General features: G+C 64.7%; 20 protein-coding genes, 1 tRNA gene and 1 pseudogene. 13 read left to right on the forward strand and 9 right to left on the reverse strand.

What is annotated here, in order from left to right; translation table 11 throughout:
* Together HAP54_RS32905 and HAP54_RS32910 are read left to right on the forward strand one after the other, a co-directional pair.
* Positions 1–981, forward strand: a complete 981-nt coding sequence (locus tag HAP54_RS32905) for an NAD(P)H-dependent flavin oxidoreductase (RefSeq protein WP_224741671.1) — start codon at positions 1–3, stop codon at positions 979–981.
* A gap of 18 nt (positions 982–999) precedes the next feature.
* The gene (locus HAP54_RS32910; protein WP_166294438.1) at positions 1000–2079 is read left to right on the forward strand and encodes an NAD(P)H-dependent flavin oxidoreductase; all 1080 of its coding nucleotides are present in this window, start codon (positions 1000–1002) and stop codon (positions 2077–2079) included.
* Here the strand turns inward: HAP54_RS32910 and HAP54_RS32915 are convergent.
* Positions 2070–2240 carry a hypothetical protein gene (locus HAP54_RS32915; RefSeq protein ID WP_166294440.1) on the reverse strand — a complete coding sequence of 57 codons (171 nt, stop codon included), beginning with the start codon at positions 2238–2240 and terminating at the stop codon, positions 2070–2072. The two genes, HAP54_RS32910 and HAP54_RS32915, sit on opposite strands and share 10 nt — an antisense overlap.
* Before the next feature lie 367 nt (positions 2241–2607).
* On the opposite strand from HAP54_RS32915, the gene gatC reads away from it, so the two are divergent.
* The 8 genes from gatC to HAP54_RS32955 all read left to right on the forward strand — a co-directional run bounded on the left by gatC (position 2608) and on the right by HAP54_RS32955 (position 9887).
* Complete coding sequence (gene gatC, locus HAP54_RS32920) at positions 2608–2895, forward strand: Asp-tRNA(Asn)/Glu-tRNA(Gln) amidotransferase subunit GatC (protein ID WP_166294441.1); 288 nt, start codon at positions 2608–2610, stop codon at positions 2893–2895.
* Positions 2896–2973: 78 nt separating this feature from the next.
* The gene (locus tag HAP54_RS32925) at positions 2974–3204 is read left to right on the forward strand and encodes a hypothetical protein (protein ID WP_166205566.1); all 231 of its coding nucleotides are present in this window, start codon (positions 2974–2976) and stop codon (positions 3202–3204) included.
* Entirely contained in the window at positions 3201–4676 is a 1476-nt protein-coding gene (gene gatA, locus HAP54_RS32930) for an Asp-tRNA(Asn)/Glu-tRNA(Gln) amidotransferase subunit GatA (RefSeq protein WP_166294443.1), read from the forward strand. The genes HAP54_RS32925 and gatA overlap by 4 nt, the downstream gene beginning before the upstream one ends.
* A gap of 3 nt (positions 4677–4679) precedes the next feature.
* A complete protein-coding gene (locus HAP54_RS32935) occupies positions 4680–4964 on the forward strand; it encodes a hypothetical protein (RefSeq protein ID WP_166294444.1) in 285 nt (94 codons plus the stop codon).
* A 159-nt stretch (positions 4965–5123) separates the two neighbouring features.
* On the forward strand, positions 5124–6473 hold the full coding sequence (locus tag HAP54_RS32940; RefSeq protein ID WP_166306612.1) for a patatin-like phospholipase family protein: 1350 nt from the start codon (positions 5124–5126) through the stop codon (positions 6471–6473).
* A 118-nt stretch (positions 6474–6591) separates the two neighbouring features.
* Positions 6592–8079: an Asp-tRNA(Asn)/Glu-tRNA(Gln) amidotransferase subunit GatB gene (gene gatB, locus HAP54_RS32945; protein ID WP_166294445.1), complete on the forward strand. Its 1488-nt coding sequence runs from the start codon at positions 6592–6594 to the stop codon at positions 8077–8079.
* Positions 8080–8881: 802 nt separating this feature from the next.
* Positions 8882–9139 carry a hypothetical protein gene (locus HAP54_RS32950; RefSeq protein WP_166294447.1) on the forward strand — a complete coding sequence of 86 codons (258 nt, stop codon included), beginning with the start codon at positions 8882–8884 and terminating at the stop codon, positions 9137–9139.
* A 481-nt stretch (positions 9140–9620) separates the two neighbouring features.
* Positions 9621–9887 (forward strand): hypothetical protein, encoded by a 267-nt coding sequence (locus tag HAP54_RS32955; RefSeq protein ID WP_166306615.1) that lies wholly within the window; start codon positions 9621–9623, stop codon positions 9885–9887.
* 100 nt (positions 9888–9987) lie between these two features.
* Here HAP54_RS32955 and HAP54_RS32960 read toward each other — a convergent pair whose 3' ends face one another.
* From HAP54_RS32960 to HAP54_RS32975, 4 genes are all read right to left on the reverse strand, one after another.
* Positions 9988–10752, reverse strand: a complete 765-nt coding sequence (locus tag HAP54_RS32960) for a sulfite exporter TauE/SafE family protein (protein WP_166294448.1) — start codon at positions 10750–10752, stop codon at positions 9988–9990.
* 72 nt (positions 10753–10824) lie between these two features.
* Positions 10825–11541, reverse strand: coding sequence for an AraC family transcriptional regulator (locus HAP54_RS32965; protein ID WP_166294450.1), 717 nt, complete (start codon positions 11539–11541; stop codon positions 10825–10827).
* 43 nt (positions 11542–11584) lie between these two features.
* Positions 11585–12832 (reverse strand): MFS transporter, encoded by a 1248-nt coding sequence (locus HAP54_RS32970; protein ID WP_166306618.1) that lies wholly within the window; start codon positions 12830–12832, stop codon positions 11585–11587.
* Between the two features lie 11 nt (positions 12833–12843).
* The gene (locus HAP54_RS32975) at positions 12844–13350 is read right to left on the reverse strand and encodes a PaaI family thioesterase (protein ID WP_166294451.1); all 507 of its coding nucleotides are present in this window, start codon (positions 13348–13350) and stop codon (positions 12844–12846) included.
* Between the two features lie 191 nt (positions 13351–13541).
* Here HAP54_RS32975 and gcvA point away from each other — a divergent pair, with 191 nt between their 5' ends.
* Positions 13542–14444, forward strand: a complete 903-nt coding sequence (gcvA, locus tag HAP54_RS32980) for a transcriptional regulator GcvA (RefSeq protein WP_175619254.1) — start codon at positions 13542–13544, stop codon at positions 14442–14444.
* Positions 14445–14693: 249 nt separating this feature from the next.
* A complete protein-coding gene (locus HAP54_RS32985; RefSeq protein ID WP_166294453.1) occupies positions 14694–14906 on the forward strand; it encodes a hypothetical protein in 213 nt (70 codons plus the stop codon).
* 151 nt (positions 14907–15057) lie between these two features.
* On the opposite strand, the gene HAP54_RS32990 is transcribed toward HAP54_RS32985, so the two are convergent.
* Together HAP54_RS32990 and HAP54_RS32995 are read right to left on the reverse strand one after the other, a co-directional pair.
* The gene (locus tag HAP54_RS32990) at positions 15058–16392 is read right to left on the reverse strand and encodes an IS1182 family transposase (protein ID WP_166294455.1); all 1335 of its coding nucleotides are present in this window, start codon (positions 16390–16392) and stop codon (positions 15058–15060) included.
* A 57-nt stretch (positions 16393–16449) separates the two neighbouring features.
* Positions 16450–17814, reverse strand: a complete 1365-nt coding sequence (locus HAP54_RS32995; protein WP_166294457.1) for a matrixin family metalloprotease — start codon at positions 17812–17814, stop codon at positions 16450–16452.
* Between the two features lie 113 nt (positions 17815–17927).
* Here HAP54_RS32995 and HAP54_RS52820 point away from each other — a divergent pair.
* Positions 17928–18110, forward strand: a pseudogene (locus tag HAP54_RS52820) (hypothetical protein); the annotation flags it as partial.
* A 38-nt stretch (positions 18111–18148) separates the two neighbouring features.
* Here the strand turns inward: HAP54_RS52820 and HAP54_RS33000 are convergent.
* Positions 18149–18242 (reverse strand) — tRNA-Ser (locus HAP54_RS33000).
* Positions 18243–18471: 229 nt separating this feature from the next.
* Complete coding sequence (locus HAP54_RS33005; protein WP_166306624.1) at positions 18472–20916, reverse strand: transglycosylase SLT domain-containing protein; 2445 nt, start codon at positions 20914–20916, stop codon at positions 18472–18474.
* Positions 20917–21242: the final 326 nt, after the last annotated feature.

Genomic DNA, 21242 nt, shown 5'->3' on the forward strand with positions numbered 1-21242 from the left:
ATGCCGATCAGCACCGAATTGACGGCACGTCTGGGCATCACACATCCGATCCTGCTGGCGCCGATGGCCATGATCACGGGAAGCCGGTTGGTCACGGCGGTGAGCGATGCGGGCGGCTTCGGCATCCTGGGCGGCGGCTACGGAGACCGCGCCTGGCTCGAGGCGGAGGCCGCGGCGCTCAGGGGATTCGGCCGTCCGTTCGGCATCGGCTTCGTCACCTGGAGCCTCGCCAGGCAGCCCGAGCTGATCGATATCGCACTCGACGCGAAGCCGCGCGCGGTGATGCTGTCGTTCGGCGATCCCGCGCCGTTCGCACCGAAGATCAAGGCGGCAGGCGCGCTGCTGATCTGCCAGGTGCAAAGCGAGGACATGGCGCAACAAGCGCTCGATTGCGGCGCCGACATCCTGATCGCGCAGGGCACCGAGGCGGGCGGTCATGGCGCCTCGCGCACCACGCTCGACATCGTGCCGGCGATTATCGATTTCGCGGCGGGGCGCGTGCCGGTCGTTGCGGCCGGCGGCATCGCGGACGGGCGCGGCGTCGCGGCGATGATGATGCTCGGCGCGTCCGGCGTGCTGATGGGAACGCGCTTCTACGCCAGCGTCGAGGCCGACGCGCCCGAGCAGGCGAAGCAGCTGATCTGCGCGGCGAAGAGCGGCGAGACGGTACGCGGCGTGGTGTTCGACTGGTCGCGCAAATTGATGTGGCCGGCGCCGTTCACCGCGCGCTCGCTTGCCAACGACCATCTGCGGCGCTGGAGCGGCCGCGAGATCGAGCTGATGCAGCGCGCGGACGAGATCGCGGCGGAGTACGCCGCGGCAAGAGCCGCGGGCAATTTCGACATCGCCGCGGTGTTTGCCGGCGAGTCCGTCGGGCTGATCCATGATATCGTTCCGGCGGCCGAGATCGTCGGCCGCATCGTCACCGAAGCCGAGCAAAGCCTGCTCGGGCGGCGCAATTCTCTTTCCTCTCTGACCTGAACACGCGCGAGACACACCATGTGGCCAGACCGTCGATTGATCGATCGTTTCAAGACCGAGTTCCCGATCGTGCTGGCGCCGATGGCCGGCGTGATGGATGCCGAACTGGCGATTGCGGTGGCACAGGGCGGCGGGCTCGGCTCGCTGCCATGCGCGATGCTGTCGGCCGAGAAGGCGCGTGAGCAGGTCAACATCATCCGCCAGCGCGTGTCTGCGCCTGTAAACCTCAACTTCTTCTGCCACAAGGCGGTCGATGCCGATCCGGCGCGCGAGGCGCAATGGCGGCAGCGGCTGACGCCATACTATCGCGAACATGGCCTCGATCCGGATGCGCCGATCAACGCGGCGAACCGTGCGCCGTTCGATGCGGCATTCTGCGCGGTGGTCGAGGAGTTGAAGCCGGAGGTCGTCAGCTTCCATTTCGGCCTGCCGGAGGCAAAACTGTTGCAGCGGGTGAAGGCGGCGGGCGCCATCGTGATGTCGTCGGCCACCACCGTGAAGGAGGCGATCTGGCTCGAGGAGAACGGCGCCGACGTCATCATCGCGCAAGGCGCCGATGCCGGCGGCCATCGCGCCATGTTCCTGACCGAGACCATCGCCGAGCAGCCCGGCACCTTCTCGCTGCTGCCGCAGGTCGTGGATGCGGTGAAGCTGCCGGTGGTCGCGGCCGGCGGCATTGCGGATGGACGCGGGATCGCGGCGGCGTTCGCGCTCGGGGCCTCCACTGTGCAGATCGGCACGGCCTATCTGCGCTGTCCGGAGTCCAAGGTGACCGCGGCAGGCCGGATCGCGCTGGCGCAGGCCAGCGATGAATCGACCGTCATCACCAATGTGATGACCGGCCGTCCGGCCCGCGGCGTCGCCAATCGCGTGATGCGCGAGGTCGGCCCGATCTCACCGGACGCGCCGGCGTTCCCGCATGCGGCGACCGCGCTCGGCCCGCTGAAGGCGGCTGCCGAAAAACAGGGCAAGGTCGATTTCACCAATCTGTGGGCCGGGCAGGCGGTGCGGATGGGCAAGGAAATGCCCGCAGCCGAGCTGACCCGCGCGCTGGCAGGCGCCGCGCTGGCGCGGATGGGGGCATTATCTCAGGCCTGACGCGCGGGCTCGCTCTGGTTGACCTCCAGATGCTCGGTCGCGAGCCTGCGATAATGCGCGGCCATTTCCTTGTAATGTTGCCGGGAGATCGGATCCGTGGCGCTTTCGGCGCGGCGCTCGAACATCTCGGCCTTGTCCTGCAGAATTTTTGCCTGGGACATGGCTATTTCTCGTCTCGTTCAGACCAGACAGGCCACGTAAAGGATCGCGACACCGATCGCGGTACCGATCGACCAGAGGGCAGGGTCCCAGCCTCCCGGCTGGGGGGTGATCTCACGCATGGACATGACGGACTCCCGTACTTTTCTATTTGAGGGGAGTAGGCGCCGCGAATGTTTCAGGACGACTGCGCCGGGTCCGCAAAGTGGTTTCGTCGCGGGTTTTGCCGCCGGAATCATCGGCTGCCGGGCGCCTGATCGGCCGTCCGGCAGGGGGTCTGAGGCCAGCCGCGCGCCCAGCGCGGTTGCGGCGCAAAACCGGCCTCTGCTATACGGCGGGCTGACCTTTTCAGCCTTGAGGCCCTATATAATGTCCGTAGACGCCACGACCGTCCGCCGCATCGCCCATCTGGCGCGGATCGCGGTCAGCGACGACGAAGTTCCCCATCTCCAGGGGGAGCTGAACGCGATGCTGGCCTTCGTCGAGCAGCTGTCGGAAGTGAATATCGACGGCGTCGAGCCGATGACCTCGGTGACGCCGATGGAGATGAAGAAGCGCGCCGATTTGGTCAATGACGGCGAGATCGCCGACGACATCGTCCGCAATGCGCCCGATACCGTGAACCACTTCTTCCTGGTGCCGAAGGTGGTCGAGTAACTCTAGCATAGCGTTTTCGAGCGAAGTGGATACCGGTTCGCGTGAAGAAAACGAGTCAAACAAAAGCGACAAAGTCCGATGTGTCTGCTGTGCGACGATGAGAAGGCCTACAAGGCCTATATGGACTTCCTCGATGTGATGGAGCGCAAGGGAAAGGTCGCCGATCCCAACGAGGCGATCGACGCCGTGCTCGACCAGCTCGAGGCGCTCGACGCCGCGCGCGCCAAGGAAAATGCCAAAGCGCGGCAGGACGATCCCGCCAACGACAAGACCCTTTCTCCCTTCTTCTGCAGCCCGATCAATAAATGACCGATTTGACATCGCTGACGATTGCCGAGGCCCGCGAGGGCCTGGTGGGCAAGTCCTTCACCGCCGTTGAGCTGACCGATGCGCATCTCGCCGCCATCGAAGCCGCGCGCGTGCTCAATGCCTATGTGCTCGAGACACCGGGCCGCGCCCGCGAGATGGCCAAGGCCGTCGACGAGAAAATTGTTAAAGGCGAGGGCGGGCCGCTGGCCGGCATTCCGCTCGGCATCAAGGACCTGTTCGCGACCCGCGACATCAGGACCACGGCATGCTCCAGGATCCTGGGCAACTTCACCCCGCCCTACGAGTCAACGGTGACCTCGCAGCTCTGGCGCGACGGCGCGGTGCTGCTCGGCAAGCTCAACAATGACGAGTTCGCGATGGGCTCGTCGAACGAGACCTCGTGCTTCGGCCCGGTCACCAACCCGTGGCGGCGCGAGGGCTCCAACACCACGCTGGTGCCGGGCGGCTCGTCAGGCGGCTCGGCTTCGGCGGTGGCGGCATCGCTCTGCATGGGCGCAACCGCGACCGACACCGGCGGCTCGATCCGCCAGCCGGCCGCGTTCACTGCAACCGTCGGCATCAAGCCGACCTATGGCCGCTGCTCGCGCTGGGGCATCGTCGCCTTTGCGTCCTCGCTCGACCAGGCCGGTCCGATCGCGCGAACGACGCGCGACGCTGCGATCCTGATGCGCTCGATGGCGGGGCACGATCCGAAGGACACGACATCGGTCGACATCGCCGTGCCGGACTATGAAGCCGCGATCGGCAAGTCCGTGAAGGGCATGAAGATCGGCATCCCCAGGGAGTATCGTCTCGACGGCATGCCGGCCGAGATCGAAAAACTCTGGAGCGAGGGCGCGCAATGGCTGAAGGCTGCCGGCGCCGAGCTCGTCGAGGTGTCGCTGCCGCACACCAAATACGCGCTGCCGGCCTATTACATCGTGGCGCCGGCGGAGGCTTCGTCGAACCTCGCGCGTTATGACGGCGTGCGCTACGGCCTGCGCGAGCCGGGCAAGAACATCATCGAGATGTACGAGAACACGCGCGCCGACGGTTTTGGCGATGAGGTGCGCCGCCGCGTCTTGATCGGCACCTATGTGCTCTCGGCTGGCTATTACGATGCCTATTATCTGCGGGCGCAGAAGGTGCGGACGCTGATCAAGAAGGATTTCGAGGACTGCTTCGCCAGGGGCGTGAACGCGATCCTGACGCCGGCGACGCCGTCGGCGGCGTTCGGCATCGGCGAGAAGGGCGGCGCCGATCCGGTCGAGATGTATCTCAACGACATCTTCACGGTGACCGTGAACATGGCGGGCCTGCCCGGCATCGCCGTGCCCGCGGGCAAGGACGCGCAGGGCCTGCCGCTCGGCCTGCAACTGATCGGTCGCCCCTTCGACGAGGAGACGCTGTTCTCGCTCGGCGAAGTGATCGAACAGGCGGCCGGCCGTTTCACGCCGCCGAAATGGTGGTGAGCGATGGCGGATTTCCGCGCCAGTCTCGCCGACGCTGCGCCTGATGCGGCGCTGTCGCCGCAGCTCGCCGCATTGTGGTGGGCGAAGAAAGGCGATTGGCACAGGGCGCACGGCATCGTGCAGGACGAGGGTGACGCCAATTCGGCCTGGGTGCATGCCTATCTGCATCGCGTCGAGGGCGATCTCGGCAATGCCGGCTACTGGTATCGGCGGGCCGGCCAGCCGATCGCAACGGACACCGTTGAGGCCGAATGGGAGCGGATCGTCTCCGTGCTTTCGGCCTCGTGAGCGTGCGGGCACCGGTGCCGAGGCACCGCGATCATTAACCCTGTTCTGTCCGCCATGCCGCCGCCCAGATTGGCCGTGATAGGCTAACGGAACCGGGCGGGGGCCAGCGGCAAGAGAGTATTCGTGCGTGGGTCGGGGATAGGGGGATGGCTGTCAGCGCTGCTGGTGGCCGTGACGGCGGTGGGCCTTGCCGGCTGCGCATCCGTCTACAATGTGCCGCTCGGCGCCGTGGCTGCCGACACCAATGGCGTCAGCGACATTCCAAGTTATGAAGACGACCTGCTGCTTGCCTTGTCGTTCTCCGGCGGCGGCACCCGTGCCGCGGCGTTTTCCTTCGGCGTGCTGGAAGAGCTCGACCGCACGCGCTCCAGCGCTGTAGGCACCAAGACGCTGCTCGACCGCGTCGACTTCGTCTCCGTTGTATCCGGCGGCTCGATCACCGCCGCCTATTTCGGATTGAAGCGGCGCGCCGCGCTCGACGATTTCCGCGAGCGCTTCCTGCTGCGCAACGCCGAGGAGGGACTGAAGACCCGGATCTCGCTCGGCAATATCGGGCGCGCGCTGGGCGGCGGCGTCAACGACAGCCAGTTCACCGACTGGCTCGATCGCAATCTGTTCAATGGCGCGCGGTTCGAGGCATTGCCCGACGACCGCCGCCCGCGGGTCTGGATCAACGCGTCCGACATCTACAACCGCACGCCGTTCGTGTTCGGCAAGACCGCGTTCGATGCGCTGTGCAGCGACATCCGCTCCTATCGTATCGCCGAAGCGGTCGCCGCATCCGCTGCGGTGCCGCTGGCATTTGCGCCGATCGTGCTTGAAACCTTTCCCGGCGGCTGCTCGGCGCCGCTGCCGCCGTGGCTCGAGCGGGTGCGCAACGATCCGAACGCGCAGCCGCTGCTGCGCTCCTACGCCGAGGCCCAGGCGCGCTACCGCGACGGCTCGATGCGCTATGTCAAGCTGCTCGATGGCGGCCTGGTCGACAATTACGGCCTGTCGGGGCTGAGCATCGGGCTGCTCGCAGCCCAGCGTCCGTACGAGCCCTTGAACGAACGCCAGGCGGCCAAGCTCAGGCGCATCCTGTTCCTGGTGGTCGACGCCGGCCGCGGCATCTCCGGCGACTTCGTGCAGACACTGGAAGGGCCGAACGGCGTCGAGCTGGTGTCGGCGGCCGCCGACACCGCGATCGATGCCAGCGTGCGCTCGAGCTACGCGGCGTTCACGGCGCTCGCCAACGACTGGTCCGGCAAGCTGAAGCGCTGGCGCTGCGGCCTGTCGGCGGCGGATCGCACGAGGCTCGGCGTCGGCGTGGGCTGGAAGTGCGGCGACGTCGCGATCTATGTCGAGCGGCTCGGCTTCGACCGGCTCGGACCGGAGCGTGCCGGCATCCTGAACGCCATCCCGACGCGGCTTTCGCTGCCGCCCGAGCAGGTCGACCAGCTGATTGTGGGCGGCGCCGACGCGCTGCGGGCAAGCAAGGCCTATCAGCAGTTCCGGCGCGGGCTCTGATCTGCGCCTCACGTGCCGGCGCGGGCTGCAAGGGGATTGCAAGGCGGCTTGACTGGCGCGATCGGTTGCGCGAAGCCCAATGCTTCCCAGATATCACCTTATCCGGACAACGAGACCCATGACCGCACCTGCCGCCCCGCACAGACTGATCAAGAGCGCCACCGGCGATTGGGAAGTCGTGATCGGCATGGAGATCCATGCCCAGGTCACCTCGAACTCAAAGCTGTTCTCCGGCGCATCCACCGCGTTCGGCGGCGAGCCCAATACCCATGTCTCGCTGGTCGACGCCGCGATGCCGGGCATGCTGCCCGTGATCAACGAGGAGTGCGTCCGCCAGGCGGTGCTCACCGGTCTCGGGCTGAACGCGAAGATCAATTTGCGCTCGGTGTTCGACCGCAAGAACTATTTCTACCCGGACCTGCCGCAGGGGTACCAGATCAGCCAGTACAAGTCGCCGATCGTGGGCGAGGGCGAGGTGTCGCTCGAGCTCGACGGCGGCCGCAGCGTCACCATCGGGATCGAGCGGCTGCATCTGGAACAGGATGCCGGCAAGTTGCTGCACGATCAGTCGCCGACGATGTCCTATGTCGACCTCAACCGTTCCGGCGTCGCACTGATGGAGATCGTCTCCAAGCCCGACATCCGCGACGCCGAACAGGCCAAAGCCTACGTCACCAAGCTGCGCTCGATCCTGCGCTACCTCGGCACCTGTGACGGCGACATGGAGAAGGGCAGCCTGCGCGCCGACGTCAACGTCTCGGTGCGCCGCCATGGCGAGACCGCGCTCGGCACCCGCTGCGAAATCAAGAACATGAACTCGGTCAACTTCATCGGCCAGGCGATCGAGTACGAGGCGCGGCGCCAGATCGAGATCATCGAGGACGGCGGCTCGATCGACCAGGAAACCCGGCTGTTCGACCCGAACAAGGGCGAGACGCGCTCGATGCGCTCCAAGGAAGAGGCGCACGACTACCGGTACTTCCCCGATCCCGATCTGCTGCCGCTCGAGTTCAGCCAGGCCTTCGTCGACGATCTCAAGGCGCATCTGCCGGAACTGCCTGACCAGAAGAAGTCCCGGTTTATTACGGGCTTCGGTCTGTCGCCCTACGATGCGAGCGTCCTGGTGGCCGAGCGCGAGAGCGCGGAGTTCTACGAGACGGTGCTGTCAGGTCTTGCGGACAAGGCACGCGACGGCAAGCTTGCCGCCAACTGGGTGATCAACGAACTGTTCGGCCGTCTCAACAAGGAAGGCGTCGAGATCGCCGCCTCGCCGGTGTCGGCCGAGCAACTCGCTGCGATCGTCGATCTGATCGGCGAGGGAGCGATTTCCGGCAAGATCGCCAAGGACTTGTTCGAGATCGTGTGGCAGGAGGGCGGCGATCCGCGCGCGCTCGTCGAGGCGCGCGGCATGAAGCAGGTCACTGACCTCGGCGCGATCGAGAAGGTGGTCGACGACATCATCGCGGCCAACCCCGACAAGGTCGAGCAAGCAAAGGCGAAGCCCGCTGCCCTTCAGTGGTTCGTCGGTCAGGTGATGAAGTCGTCGGGCGGCAAGGCGAACCCGAAGGCGGTCAACGAGCTCTTGAAGTCCAAGCTCGGCATCTGAACGAACAGGACAATGATGTTGTCCTTGGCGCATGATCCAACCGGATCATGCTCTCATCCCATCATCTTTGCCGTCACCTCTGGTGTCGTCGCGCGCGCGTGAACGCGGCGTGATCTTGGCTCACACCCTCTGTCCGCGGTGGTGACGACGCCCCTCGGCGCCGAATCGTCGCAGCCACGATTCGTCCGGAATCGGGTCTGGATGACCTCAAACGAGGCGAAAGCCATCTTTCCCACGAAATATTTTTCGTTGCCAAAAGTTGCGACTCGGCGCCCGCGCCGCGCCGCTTTTCGTCACAGCTCGCGACTCAACGCAACGACGATCGCGCGTTGATTGACTGAATGCGAATTCAAAAAGAGCCTGCAATAAAGGCGTTTCCTGTAACGTTGACAAATGCCGATGTCGGCCGCTGCTGCGTTTCTTGCATCGTCGCGCGAATGCATTGTCGATTTGGTCGGCGACGCGCGCTGCGCGTACGACCATCGCTGCGTCAACACTTCCTTAAGCGGGACACTGTTTTTTTTAATCCGTTGGTGTATTCGGGAAGTAGTGCATATCGATTCCCGAGTGCACGCAGCGAAGTAGAGAGCCATCTCACATACCGGAGGGCAACATGGCTAAGAAGGCAAAGAAGGCGAAGAAGGCGAAGAGCGCAGTGAAGAAGACTGCGAAGAAGACCCGCAAGGTCGCCAAGAAGAAGTAACCCTCTCGCCTTGAGAGGATTGCCGGCGGCCTTATGCCGGCACGTCGCGAGAGCCACCGGACGGACTGCTGAGAGGCACATCCCACCCCCAGGCTCTGGTTGACGAAAGAGGGTGTCGGCGAGACATCAGGTCAAACGGCTGGATCGAATTTCGGAGAGGGCAACCTTCCCAAAACCGGTCCGGCAGAAGAAACAGAGATTTCTTCGTTCGGTGCGGAGCCTGCTTGGTTCCGCAATTTCACCGGCGAGAATGCCGAGTTGAAATCTGGTCCTGACGTGTTCGCCGACCCCCTCGTTCCGGCGGCCTGCGCAGTCCGCGCCCCGGCACCCATTTTCCCCATTCCAGTTCTGGATTGACGTTCGGCCGCACGGCCTCGCGTTCGTTTGCGCCCGCGCCGATCGCGCTCAACGTCCCGCGGATCGTCGGCCGGGATCTGCGCCCCCCTGCGGCCCCTCCGTAAAAGTTTGAAACGGATGGCCGCTGAGAGCGGCCGGCGGCGTCGGCCATTGGCCGCGATGGTTATCGTTGTCCAAAACACCAGGGTAAACCGGCGTTCACGAATGCATGGAAATGCCTGCGGCACAGGCACTTCTACGATTCCGGGAAACCCGCTTGGCGGCGCCGATTTACATCCCGTTCATCGCGATACTTAAACCGCTCTTCAAATTTGATGGGCCATGATCATCCCAACGAGCCGGCAAACGGCGAGCGGTGATCCCAGGGATCAGCGCGGGGCATGATCCAAAGGACCAGCCCGGAGACAACAGGGTGTTTCAACAGTGGACGGGGGCCGCGCTCGGGGGAGGGCGGCCAACAACAAAAAGGGGAATGACGACAATGTTTCAGGGGGGCATCGATCAGGACAGCGCCATCCCGGTAGCTGCGACCGCGATCCAGGACGTGCTGTTCGAACGTGGCATGTACTGGGCGAGCGGCCGCTCCGGCGTGGTCAACCTCGTCGCGGCGCACAAATGGTTCAACCTGGCGGCGCTCAAGGGACGCACCGACGCGATCGCGCATCGCCGCGAAGTCGCCGAGCAGATGTCGGAGGTCGAGATCGCGGCCGCCCAGCGCGAAGCCCGCGCCTGGATGACGACGCACTAGACTCTTGTTTGGACGCGTTTTCTTTACGCGAACCGGTGCCCACTTCGCTCGAAAACGCTACGCCGATATCGAGCTGGGAGCCTCGGCTCCCTCGCTCCATCTAGAACCAGTATCGCGCGGCGTAGACCACGGTCATCACCGCTCCGGCCACGATCACGAACTGCCGGACGATGGACGCGGGAAGGATCCGGATCAAATAGCCACCGGCATAGCCGCCGATCATGGCGCCGAGCAGCATCACCGACGTCTCCGGCCACCGCACCGCTCCCTGCACGATGAAGATCAATGTGGCGGCCAGCGACACGCAGGTCGCGAGCAGGTTCTTCAATGCCTTGATCGCCCTGATGTCGTTGGGCTCGGTGATCGAGAGCACCGCGGTCAGGATGACGCCGAGCCCGGCGCCGAAGAAGCCTCCATAGACACACGCCAATCCCAGCACAGCACCGCTCGCGCCGGTCGAGGGCAGGGCCGCGCTCGCCTGCCGCCCGATGGTCCAGCTCTGGATCTGCGGCGCGAAGGCAAACAGCAGCGTTGCGAATGCGATCAGGCCCGGCACCGGCAGCACGAATAGCCGCTCGGGGAGCAGCAACAGGACCCCGGCGCCGATTGCGCCGCCAAGCGTGGAGGCGGCAACGAGGCTGATCGTGCGCAGTGTCGGCGGCGGCAGCTTGCCGCGGTCGGCGAGCGCTGCGATCAGATGCCCCGGGGAGATCGCCACCGCATTCGACGCATTGGCGATCACGGCGGGCAGGCCCGCCGCCAGCATCGTCGGAAACGTGATGAGCGTCGCGCCGCCCGCCAGTGCATTGATGATGCCTCCCGCGACACCGGCCGCGAGCAGCAGAAGACTTGTCTTTGTATCCATCGTTCACCCCTTGCAGGGTGAACAGGCTAGCGGGTGTGGCGCCGGACGGTCTGGAACGTCTGTGACGCCGCTTCAACCGCGCCAGTAGACGCCCGGTGTGGTTCCAAAGGTGCGGCGGAACAGGCGGGTGAGGTGGCTCTGGTCGGAAAACCCCGCATCGACGGCAACTGCTGCAATCGGTTCGCCCGCGCGCAGCAATTGCCGTGCGAGATTGAGCCGGCTCAGCACCCGGAAGGCGTGCGGTGAGACGCCGAGCTCGCGTCTCACCATGCGGCTGAACCCTTCGCGGCTGCGCCCGAAGTTCATGGCGATGGCGTCGATCGGCCCGGCGCTTTCTGTCAGGGTAACGCCGAGCTTCGTCTTGTCTGCGATGCGAGCCGAGCGGGACCGCCCGCGCGACTGGATGTCGTCGGCGATCTCAAGAATGTGCTTGGGCCATATCTCGTCGACGCTCCGCCAGAGAGCCCTGATGCTGATGACCCGCAGCGATGAGGGGGTGCGGCCCGCCGGAACATAGGCGTTCAGGCAGACCGTTTCCTTGTCCGGTGTCGGCATCGGCGCATGCAGCAGCCCCGCCGGAATGAGCGCGGCATGGCCCGCAGGCACCGTCACGGTAGCGCCGTCGATGCGGAAGGCGCGCGACCCCGACAGCACCAGCACGATCTGGTTCTCGTCGTGGAAATGCGGCCGGAGGCCAAGCGAGCCGGCACCGCGCCAGGACGCCAGCTCGACGATGCCGGCATCGTCAGCTGGCCGGTAGTGCCAGGCGTTGGGTGAGGCGAAGGGCATGATCGCGAGCGTAGCATGGTCGAGCGCCGACCGTCATGAGGTGTCAATGCTGCGCGACTGACGCGATCGGCGAGGCCGTTCGCATCGTCGCCATCGCGATCAGCGCGGCGACCACATTGGTGGCAGCGCTGATCGCCACCGGAATGAAGTAGCTGTGGCTGACATCGTAGGCGAAGCCCGCGGCGCTGGGTCCCAGCAGCGTGCCAAAGGCGACGCTGGTGTAGAGGATGCCGATGATGCCGCCGACATTGCGGCCGCCGAAATGGTCGGTGACCACGGCGGGCAGGATCGCAACCCAGCCGCCATAGAACACGCCGAACAGCAGCGCGAACACCGTGAGCGACCAGAAGCCACCGGCAACAGCCCAGATCGCCAGCGAGACGGCCATGCCGATGTACATCGCGATCAGGAACGCATCGCGGCCGACCCGGTCGGCGATGCCGCCGAGGAAGAAGCGGCCGGCGGTGCTGCCGACGCCGATCATCCCGAGCAGCAGCACGGCGAGCGCAGGCGCCACCTGATGGTCGACGGCGAAGGGCACCAGATGCACGAAGGGGACGAACACCCCGAACGCGCTGATCAGGCAGGCCGCATAAAGCCCGGCGAAGCGAGCTGTCTTGACCGCGCCGCGGATCGAGACGCCCTGGCGGAGCGGCGCGCCTGAAACCGCTTGAAGCGGATCGCCATCCGGTCCGGTGCCGTAGCGGCGCGGATCATCCGCGATCAAAAGCGATGCTCCGATACCGGCGACCGCGGCGACAACGCCCAGCACGACATAGGCATCGCGCCAGCCGAGGCTCGTGATCAGCCAGGTCGCGAGCGGCGGCATCACCAATGTCCCGACCCCGATCCCGCTGACGGCAAGGCCCGACGCAAAGCCGCGCCGCCGGACGAACCAGCGTTGCACCGCGCCCAGCGTCGGGACATAGGCGCAACCGACGCCGGCGCCGATGCCGATGCTGTAGGCGGCATAGACCTGAAGGATGGTCTCCGCCTGTCCCGCCAGCACCATGCCGAGACCGACCAGCGCCATTCCGAGACCAGCAAGCCTGCGCGCGCCCCAGCGATCGGCGAGCGGGCCGGAGATGATGCCGAGGCCGAAATACAGGAAGCCGGCAAAGGAGAACACCAGCGAGACTGAGCCGCGCGAGGCGCCGAACTCGCGCTGCAACGATTCGACGAAGGATGAGAAGGTGTAGGCGCTGCCGAAGCCGATGAAGGTCAAGACGAAGGCGGCCGCAACGACATACCAGCCGTAGAACGGCTTTGCTCTTTGATAACCGGCGTGCATGGCGGCATTCCTCACGATCGTTCTCCCTGTGCCGCGTCACCGCCATTCTTGCCCGGCGGGTAGAGCAGCATCTGCGTGCAGCGAAACAGCGCGATGGTCTTGCCCGTCGCTTCGCTCTTGATCTCGGCATCCCACACCTGGGTCGTGCGCCCGCCATGAACGAGGCGCGCTTCGCAGCTCACGCCGCCTTCGCGCGCGGCGCCGATGAAGTTCGTCTTCAGTTCAGAAGTGGCGAAGCCGATGGCGCCGTCCGGCAAGGACGCGAGGCAGCCGAAGCCACATGCGGTGTCCGCCAATGCGACGAGGCTTGCGCCGTGCAGCAGCCCGTGCGGCGAGAAGTGCTTGGCGGCGATCTCGAAGCGGCCGCGGATCCGGCCGCGTCCGGCTTCGAGCCATTGAAAGTCCAGTAGGCCGGGCAGGCTGCCGGCCTGCGAGGTGTTGATGCGATCGACCAGTCTGCCGGTGTGGGCTCCTGCGCCGATCTCATGCAGGGCGAGCTTGTGTAGAATCTCAGTCATGTCGCTGCTCCATCGGGGAGCCGAATGCCAGCGTCGGAAGTCGCGGATAAGGATCAGAAAATCTAATTCTTATGATCCGTTTTTCGCTGCGTTGACGTGGCTTTCAACTGTAGAGTAGGCTGATAGGGCGCCAGGAAGGCCAGGTTGGCAAACCAGATTTGCTGCGCAGTTGAGATTAGAAAATCTAAATCATGGAGAGCAGGCTTCCACCCCTGAACGCGCTCAAGGCGTTCGAGTCCGCCGCCCGCCATCTCTCGGTGAAGCTCGCGGCCGAGGAGCTGTGCGTGACGCCGGGCGCGGTCAGCCAGATGCTCAAGACGCTCGAGGCCCATCTCGGCACAAAACTGTTCGTGCGGGTGCCGCGCGGCATCTATCTCACCGACGCCGGGCGCGACTATCTGCCGTCGATCCGCAATGCGTTTCGCCAGATCTCGGATGCGTCGCGCCGCGTCGCTGCATCGACCGATGTCGGCACGCTGACGGTCAGCGTCACGCCGTTCTTTGCGTCGGCCTGGCTGGTGCCGCGGATGGCGTCGTTTCAGGATGCGCATCCCGAGATCGATCTGCAGATCGTCACCAGCAACACGCTAGTCGATTTCTCGCGCAACGGCGTCGACGTCGCGGTGCGCCACGGCCTCGGCCGCTATCCGGGGCTGCGCAGCGACCGCGTCGTCACGGTCGAGATGGTGGCGGTTGCCTCGCCGTCGCTCGTCGCGCGTCTCGGACGGCCGACATCTTCAGGCGAGCTCGCCGGCTGGCCACAGGTGCATGACGCCGATCGCAAGGGCTGGAGCCTGTGGTTTCAGGCCAATGGCATCGCGGAGGTGCGCACGCCGCGCGGCCCGTCGTTCGACGATAGCGGTCTGCTGCTGAAGGCGGTGCTGACCGGGCAGGGCGCGGGCCTGCTGCCGGCGGCGATGGTCGCAAACGAGATCGAGAGCGGTGAACTGATCCAGCTGCTCGAGACCGCGCATCTGGAGGAGTTCGCCTATTATCTCGTCTGCCCCGACAACCGGCAGGGGCTTCCGAAAATCGCGGCGTTCAGGGAGTGGATCCTGGGGCCGGTGGCCCAGTCGGCGGCTGCGGAGCGTTAGCCGTCTCGCTCTGGCTGCGATCGTGACGCTGGGCGAGCCGGTCAGGCCGTTCCACGTCATCGGCGGCGGCCTCGCGCTGCTCGGCGTGGCCTGCGCGCAGGCCCTTCCGCGGCCGCTGCCGAGGATGCGGCGCGCCTGAGCGCGACGCAGATCGTGGCTTAATCCCGTCGATGTGACCGATCGTGAGGCCGCCAACGCTGGCGGCCTTGTGGTCGGCGCATCATATGATGGTGAACCGGAGCCAAGGCGATGCGTGCTGCTTTGATGGTGGGACTGTTGGCGATGCTGTGGAGCGCCGCCGCCGACGCCGCAACGGCACATCACCGGCGCGTGCGACAGCACCTCATCACTGGTCCAAGCGAACAGGTGGCTCCTCAAGGCCGCTACGTATACCCCGGCTACGGGCCGATCCCGCCCGGCGAGAACCGAAATCTCGATCCGTCCACCCGCGGCGGCGGCTGACGTCGGTGGGGTTCAATTCATGCTTTCGACGGCGTTGCCTTGACTGCGGCACACACCGTGCATCGCGGCCTGACAAACATCGGCGATCAATCTTCCTAGGAGCCCGTCCAGATATGTTTTCGTGACGGGCATTTGTTGTAGAGTAGCAGGCTCAGGCTGCGTTTGCGAGGTTGAACAGCTTGAGGAGGTTATGGACGGTGCAGATCATTGTCCACTCGGCGCGCACTTTCTCGATGCCCCGCAACAGGAACTGGCGGAAGCCTCTTGCCTGTTTGATCTGCCCGAACACCGGCTCCACCACTTGCTTTCGCAATCGGTAGGGTGTTTCGAAGCCGCCATCGTCGATCTTCTTTCGCATGGCCTGTGTCAGCGGGCCGCCGACTTTTCCGTTCGCTACTGTCGGGTGCTTGGCGCGTCCGGGCGCGACATAGCCATCGATGCTGCGTGTGTCGAGCGCTTCGAGATTGGCTTCGCTGCAGTAGCCGGAATCCGCTGAGGCCTGCCGCGGCTTGCGGCCAAGATTGCTCTCGATGGCCTCGATCAGGGGCACCAACTGGCCCTGATCGCTGCCGTGCTGGGTCAGTTCTTGCGCGACAATGATCTGGGCATGTGCATCGACGGCCGCCTGGGCATTATAGGCCTGAACGAAGCCATCCTTCGACTTCATGATGCGGCTTTCCGGATCGGTGAAGTTGCGTTGCGCCTTGGGATTGGGTTCCTCCGATGGCAGCGCCGCCGGTTTGCCCGGCTTCTTGCGGCCTTCGGCCTGGCGCTGCTGTTCCTTTTCGGCCTCGATGCGGCGCTCTTCCTCCGCCGCCAGTTTGGCGTCCGCTTCCAGCGCCGCCATCGCTTGCTGGATCTTCGCCAGCCGTTTCTGCTTGTCGACGGTCCAGTCCGGCAGTTCGTCGCTGTTGCCGAAAGTCTTATCCTCCGAGGCATCCGCCGCCTCGGCGGCCGCCAGCATGCGAGCGACCTCGGCCTTCAATTCCGCCTCGCGCTTCTTCATGCGCTCATAACTCATCGCCTTGTGTTTCGACGCGTTCGCCTTGATCTTCGTACCATCCAGCGCGACATGACCGAGCTTGACCAGCCCGGCCGTCTCGCACAACTTCAGAACCTGCACGAATAGCGCGCCGAGCGCCTTCAAATGTCGCTTGCGAAAGTCGCTGATCGTCCGAAAATCCGGCGCATCCAGCGCCACGATCATCACAAAATCGTTCCGCTCCCGGCAGGCCTTGGCAATCCGACGCGACGAATACAGCCCACTCGCATAGCTATGCAGCAGCAGCGCCACCATCATCCGCGGATCAAACGGCGGCTGCCCAAGCCCGCTCACATAGCTGCCCATGATCTCCCTGAGATCGAGGCTCTCCCGCACCAGATCAACCATAAACCGCGAGACATGGCCTTTCGGCACGAAGTCCTGCACATTCGGCGGCAGAAGCAGCGTCTGATCGATGTTCCAAGGCCGAAAATACTTGCTCATCGCCCAATGTTGAATCAGACCCGACCAGATTTGAACAGCGACTATCCAGACAAGCTCCTAGGCGAAGCTGAACATGCTTGCGTTGAGCTGTCCGGGGGCGAGGCCGATCAACCAGGCAGCGTTGCCTGCCGCGTCGGTGATGATCGTCGTATTGATCCCTGGCGAATAGAACTCGGCTGCTTGCACATCGGCAAAGGAATGCAGAGAGGTTCCAGCGAAGCTCAAAATGTCGTGGACGCCGCCCGCGTTGAAGTCCTGGATCACCATGATCTCGGAGACCGTGTCATTGATGGCAAACGTATCCGAGCCGCCGCCGCCCCACGCATAATCAACGCCACCGCCGCCGCCGATCACAACGGCCCCTGATCCCATCAAGAATACGTCGACGCCGCTGCCGCCGGTCACCGTGTCCCCGCCGTTCGAACCATAAACGTAGTTCTGGCCCGAACCCCCATAGATCAGGTTTCCATCACTCTCGCCTGACGAGATGAAGATGTTGAGACCGGAGCCACCGAACATGGTGTCAGCGCCAGCGCCGCCGTAAAAATAGTTGGTGCCGATTCCCCCGTAGAGCAAGTCATTGCCGGCTTCGCCGTACATCACGTTGACATCGGACGGCGAGGCTCCGCCCGAGCCAGAAAGGGTATCGTTGCCGTCGCCGCCAAAAAGGTAATTGAAGCCCGTGCCGCCATAGAGCGCGTCGTCGCCACTCCCACCAAGCAACACGTCAAGGCCATCGCCACCGAACAGAAGGTCGTTGCCTCCGTAGGCATAAATATAATCGTTACCAGCGAGCGCGTAGATCGCATCGGCCGCACTTCCTCCAAGCAAAACATCATTCGCCGCCGTGCCGTTGGTGACAATGTCACCCGCAGGAACCTGCGGTTGGTTCGAGGGCGGTCCATAGAGCGCTTGAATGCCGTCGATGTCCGATTGCGTCAGGTTGGTTATGTCAGCGCTGGCGTAGGGGTTCATGATGGCCGGGCCGCCAGTGTAATGATCGAGGCCCAAGGCGTGGCCGATTTCGTGCGTTGCAACGGCCTCGAAACTTATTCCTCCCGAAAGCGTCAAACCGCTGGAGGACGACGTGTAGGTTTCAGCCTGGTCAAAGCTGACCGTGACATCAGGCAGAAAGTCGCCGTCGGAGTAGTAGTACGATGTCTCAGCCAGGATTCCGTAAGGGCCGTCAAAAGTCCCGAGTCCGAAACGGATGTCGACGCTCGCAGAATCCGCCACCTCGACGAACGTCACATCGGCAACGGCGGACCATCGCCTCAAGGCATCGATGATTTCCCGTTCATACTCACCGGCCTGGAAGAACGTTGAGAATGTGTCAGGCTGACCGGAGAAATTGATCGTCGCGAAGCTCCACGTGATGGTCTTCGACGACCAGACGGGTCCTTCCAAGTTGTAATCTGCCATGGAGATTCCTGCCTGTTGGGTCGCGCCCGGAAACCAGTATCGCGATACTTCGCTTCCGGAGTTTTATTTCGTCCGATTTGTGGTGCCGAAAGGGTAAATAAATTCCTGTGAGATCAACTGTCCTGGCTGGCAGGAAGCTCGGCATCGAGGAGGTCGACGAGGGCATTTGGCTCGTCTGCTTCGTGCACGACGATCGCGGGTACTGCGGCTTGGAGTGGGATGACCTGGAGCAGAAAGCCTTGCACCCAACTGGCAACCCGTTCGGCGCGAGGTTGTCACCCATGTCTTGGGTATGACCTGTTACCCATGTCTCCGGGCTGGACAACCAAGTCGATGGCGGAGACGGAGGGATTCGAACCCTCGATAGGCCTTTACAAGCCTATAACGGTTTAGCAAACCGCCGCCTTCAGCCACTCGGCCACGTCTCCAATGGCGCCGATATGCCCGAGAGGGCGCTGAGCCGCAAGCGGCAGATTCAGATTGCGACAAGGTGATTTGGTGGCAGCTGCGCCGACGGCCGCCCTGGAGCCTTCATATAGAGCACCAATCGGGAGGTGCTGACGCGGCAAATCGCACGAAATTCTAATTATAACAATGAGTTGCGTCAGGATTCGGCCGCGATCCGTCGCAAGCCTGTTGAAAACCGCTCCCGCCGGGTCATTCCACGCTGGCGCCGCGGTGCAGGTCGGCCTCGATCTGCAACCGGGTCCCGCCGCCGAAGCGGGCGCGATAGACCTGCAGGTTCTCCATGATCCGCTGGACGTAGTTCCGCGTCTCCGAGAACGGAATCAGCTCGACCCAGTCGACCGCGTCGACCTTGGGATCGCGCGGGTCGCCGTAGCGCTCGATCCACTTCTTCACGCTGCCGCGGCCGGCATTGTAGGCGGCGAAGGTCAGGATGTAGGAGCCGCGATAGTCCTCGAGCAGCCCGCCGAGCTCGGCGGCACCAAGCATCGCGTTGTAGACCGGGTCGGTCTTCATCCGGTTGAGGTCGAAGCCGATGCCGGCGCGCTTGCAGACGTAACGTCCGGCGTCGGGCGTCACCTGCATCAGGCCGTAGGCCTGGGCCGGCGACACCACGGCCGGATTGAACGCGCTCTCCTGGCGCGCAATCGCGTAGACGACGCTCTGCTCGACCTCCGGCCCGACCTGGCGGAACGACGGAATGCCGTTGACCGGATAGGCGTAGTGGTCGAACGGCAGTCCGCGGTTGAGCGCGGACTTGCCCATCAGCAGCATGCCGCGCGCGTCGCCGTTGCGTGCGGTGAGCTCGCCGAGGCCGGCCAGCGCTTCCGGATCGCCATTGTCGCCGAGGTCGCCGAAGATCGGGATTGCGAGCTCGCGCGCGTCGATCTCGTACAGCAGCGCCACCGCGCGCACGATCTCCAGCCGGTCGGCGCCGCGGCCGCGCGGCGCGCTGTTCAGCTCGATCTGCGGCAGGCCGAGTTTTGCGCGCGCGAGCTGGCCGTAATAGCTGGTCGACTGCTCGGCCGCGCGGGCATAGGCGGCGCGCGCCTCCTGGCCGCGGCCGGCGGCCTCCGCGGCGCGGCCCTGCCAATAGCCGGCACGCGCCAGCGCAGTCGGGTTGGCGCTGCCGACGCCGATCCGCGCGAAATGCTGGGCGGCGAGGGCGGGATCGTTGAGGAAGCGCAGCGCGATCCAGCCGGCGGTGAATTCCTGCTCGGTCTTGTAGATGTCGCGGGCCGGCAGCGCCGCATCGCGCGCGATCAGATAGGCGGTGCGAAACTCGTTGGTGTCGATCATCTTGCGCGCCAGCAGCCGGCGCTCGATCCACCATTCGTCGACATTGTAGAGGCGGGAGGCCTCCTTCGGCGCACTCAGCATCAGCCGCGCAGCCTCAGCGAATTTCTCCTCGCGGCGAAGCAACTGAATCTTCGCGAACAGGTAGCCGGTGTCGCCGGAGAGTTCGTCCGGCACCGCTTCCAGCAGTGCGCGGAGGTTCGAGCCCTTGCGGGTGGCGGCGATGCGGGCCTTGGCGAGCGCCACGTAACCGGAGCCGAGCCGCTTGGCCTCGCGCATGCCGGCAGCCTCGTTGTCGGTGCCGTAGAGCATGGTGTCCATGCGCGCCTTGTGGTCGCCGGCGGTGAGGAACGAGCCGAACAGATCGAGCGCGGTGGTTTCGGTATCCTCGCTCATCCCGTCGTTGCGCCAGGCCTCGCGGACCAGGCGCTCGGCATTGCCGCGGTCGCCGCGGCCGATCATCACCTTGGCGAGCGCGAGCCGGCCCTTGGCCGAAACCGGCGATTCATTCTGGAACCAGGCCCAGACCGCGGAGTCGTCGCGACGGTCGTCCCACAGCGAGGCCTCGATGCGGCGGCGCAGGAAGGTCTGCGAGGGCCAGCTCGGATTGGCGTCGAGGAAGCTGCGGTAGCGCTCGACCGAGGCGCCATTGTCCTCGCTGCGCAGGATCAGCCATTCGGCAAGCTTGCGCGCGACCGGATCGGAGATCGAGGCCTCGGCCTCGGTGGCGTCGGAAGGCTTGCGCTTGCGCAGCAGCTCGACGACGTTGGCGAGCGCGTCCTTGTCTGACTGCGACGTCGACGATGTCGCGGCCACCGCCGCAGGCACCACTGGCTTGCGCACGACAGGGGCGGCATGCTGGCGGGTCGCGGGAACCAGCGCGGGGGCGGCGACGCTGGCGGGCGCCGGTTTCTTTGGCAGACTTCCCGTCGAAGCGGGCGAGGCGGTCTTGGGCGCGGTGGTCTTGTGCGTGTCGGTCTTTGACCCCGTGCTCTTGGAATCGGTGGTCTTGGGATGAACGGTCTTGGCGTCCGTCTTGGCCGCGCCGGACTTGGAAGCAGTTGTCTTCGCGGCGTCGGTCTTTGCGGAGTCGCTCTTGGTTGCGGCTGGCTTTGAAGCAACCGCCTTGGGAGCGTCGGCCTTGGGAGCAGCCGCCTTGGGAGCGACAGACTTCGGTGCCGCGGCTTTGGGAGTGGCGGCCTTGGGAGTCGCGGCTTTGGGAGCGGCGTTGTCGGCAGCCGGCGGTGTTGCTGGCGTATCCGTGGCGGCCCATGCATCGGCCGTGACAGCGGCAAGGCCGACAACGAGCGCGAGGCTCGTCGCCAGCGCCGTCGATCGCAAAGTGCCTGCGCGGGCGGAACGGATCACGAAAGTCCTCTGCGGCCTCGAATCATCTGGTCGTTCGGGCCATGGGTTTCTTACATGGGTTTCTTATTTGATTGAAAACGTAGACAAAATACTAAGAAGTCTGCCGGTGCGGCTGTTTGCGCCAGCACCACGGCAAAATCGCGGCTGGAACCGGCTGGGAATAGGTACGGTGCGGCCCTTTCGCCTGTCGGCCAGACCCGATATGAATTGCCTTTCGTGGCGTTTCGCATCGAGCGGTGCCGGTCACACGGACGCGAAGCGCGCCAACAAGAACGGTCCGTCGACCTAGCCTATAGCCT

This window comes from Bradyrhizobium sp. 2S1, assembly GCF_011516625.5.
Taxonomy (GTDB): Bacteria; Pseudomonadota; Alphaproteobacteria; order Rhizobiales; family Xanthobacteraceae; genus Bradyrhizobium; species Bradyrhizobium septentrionale.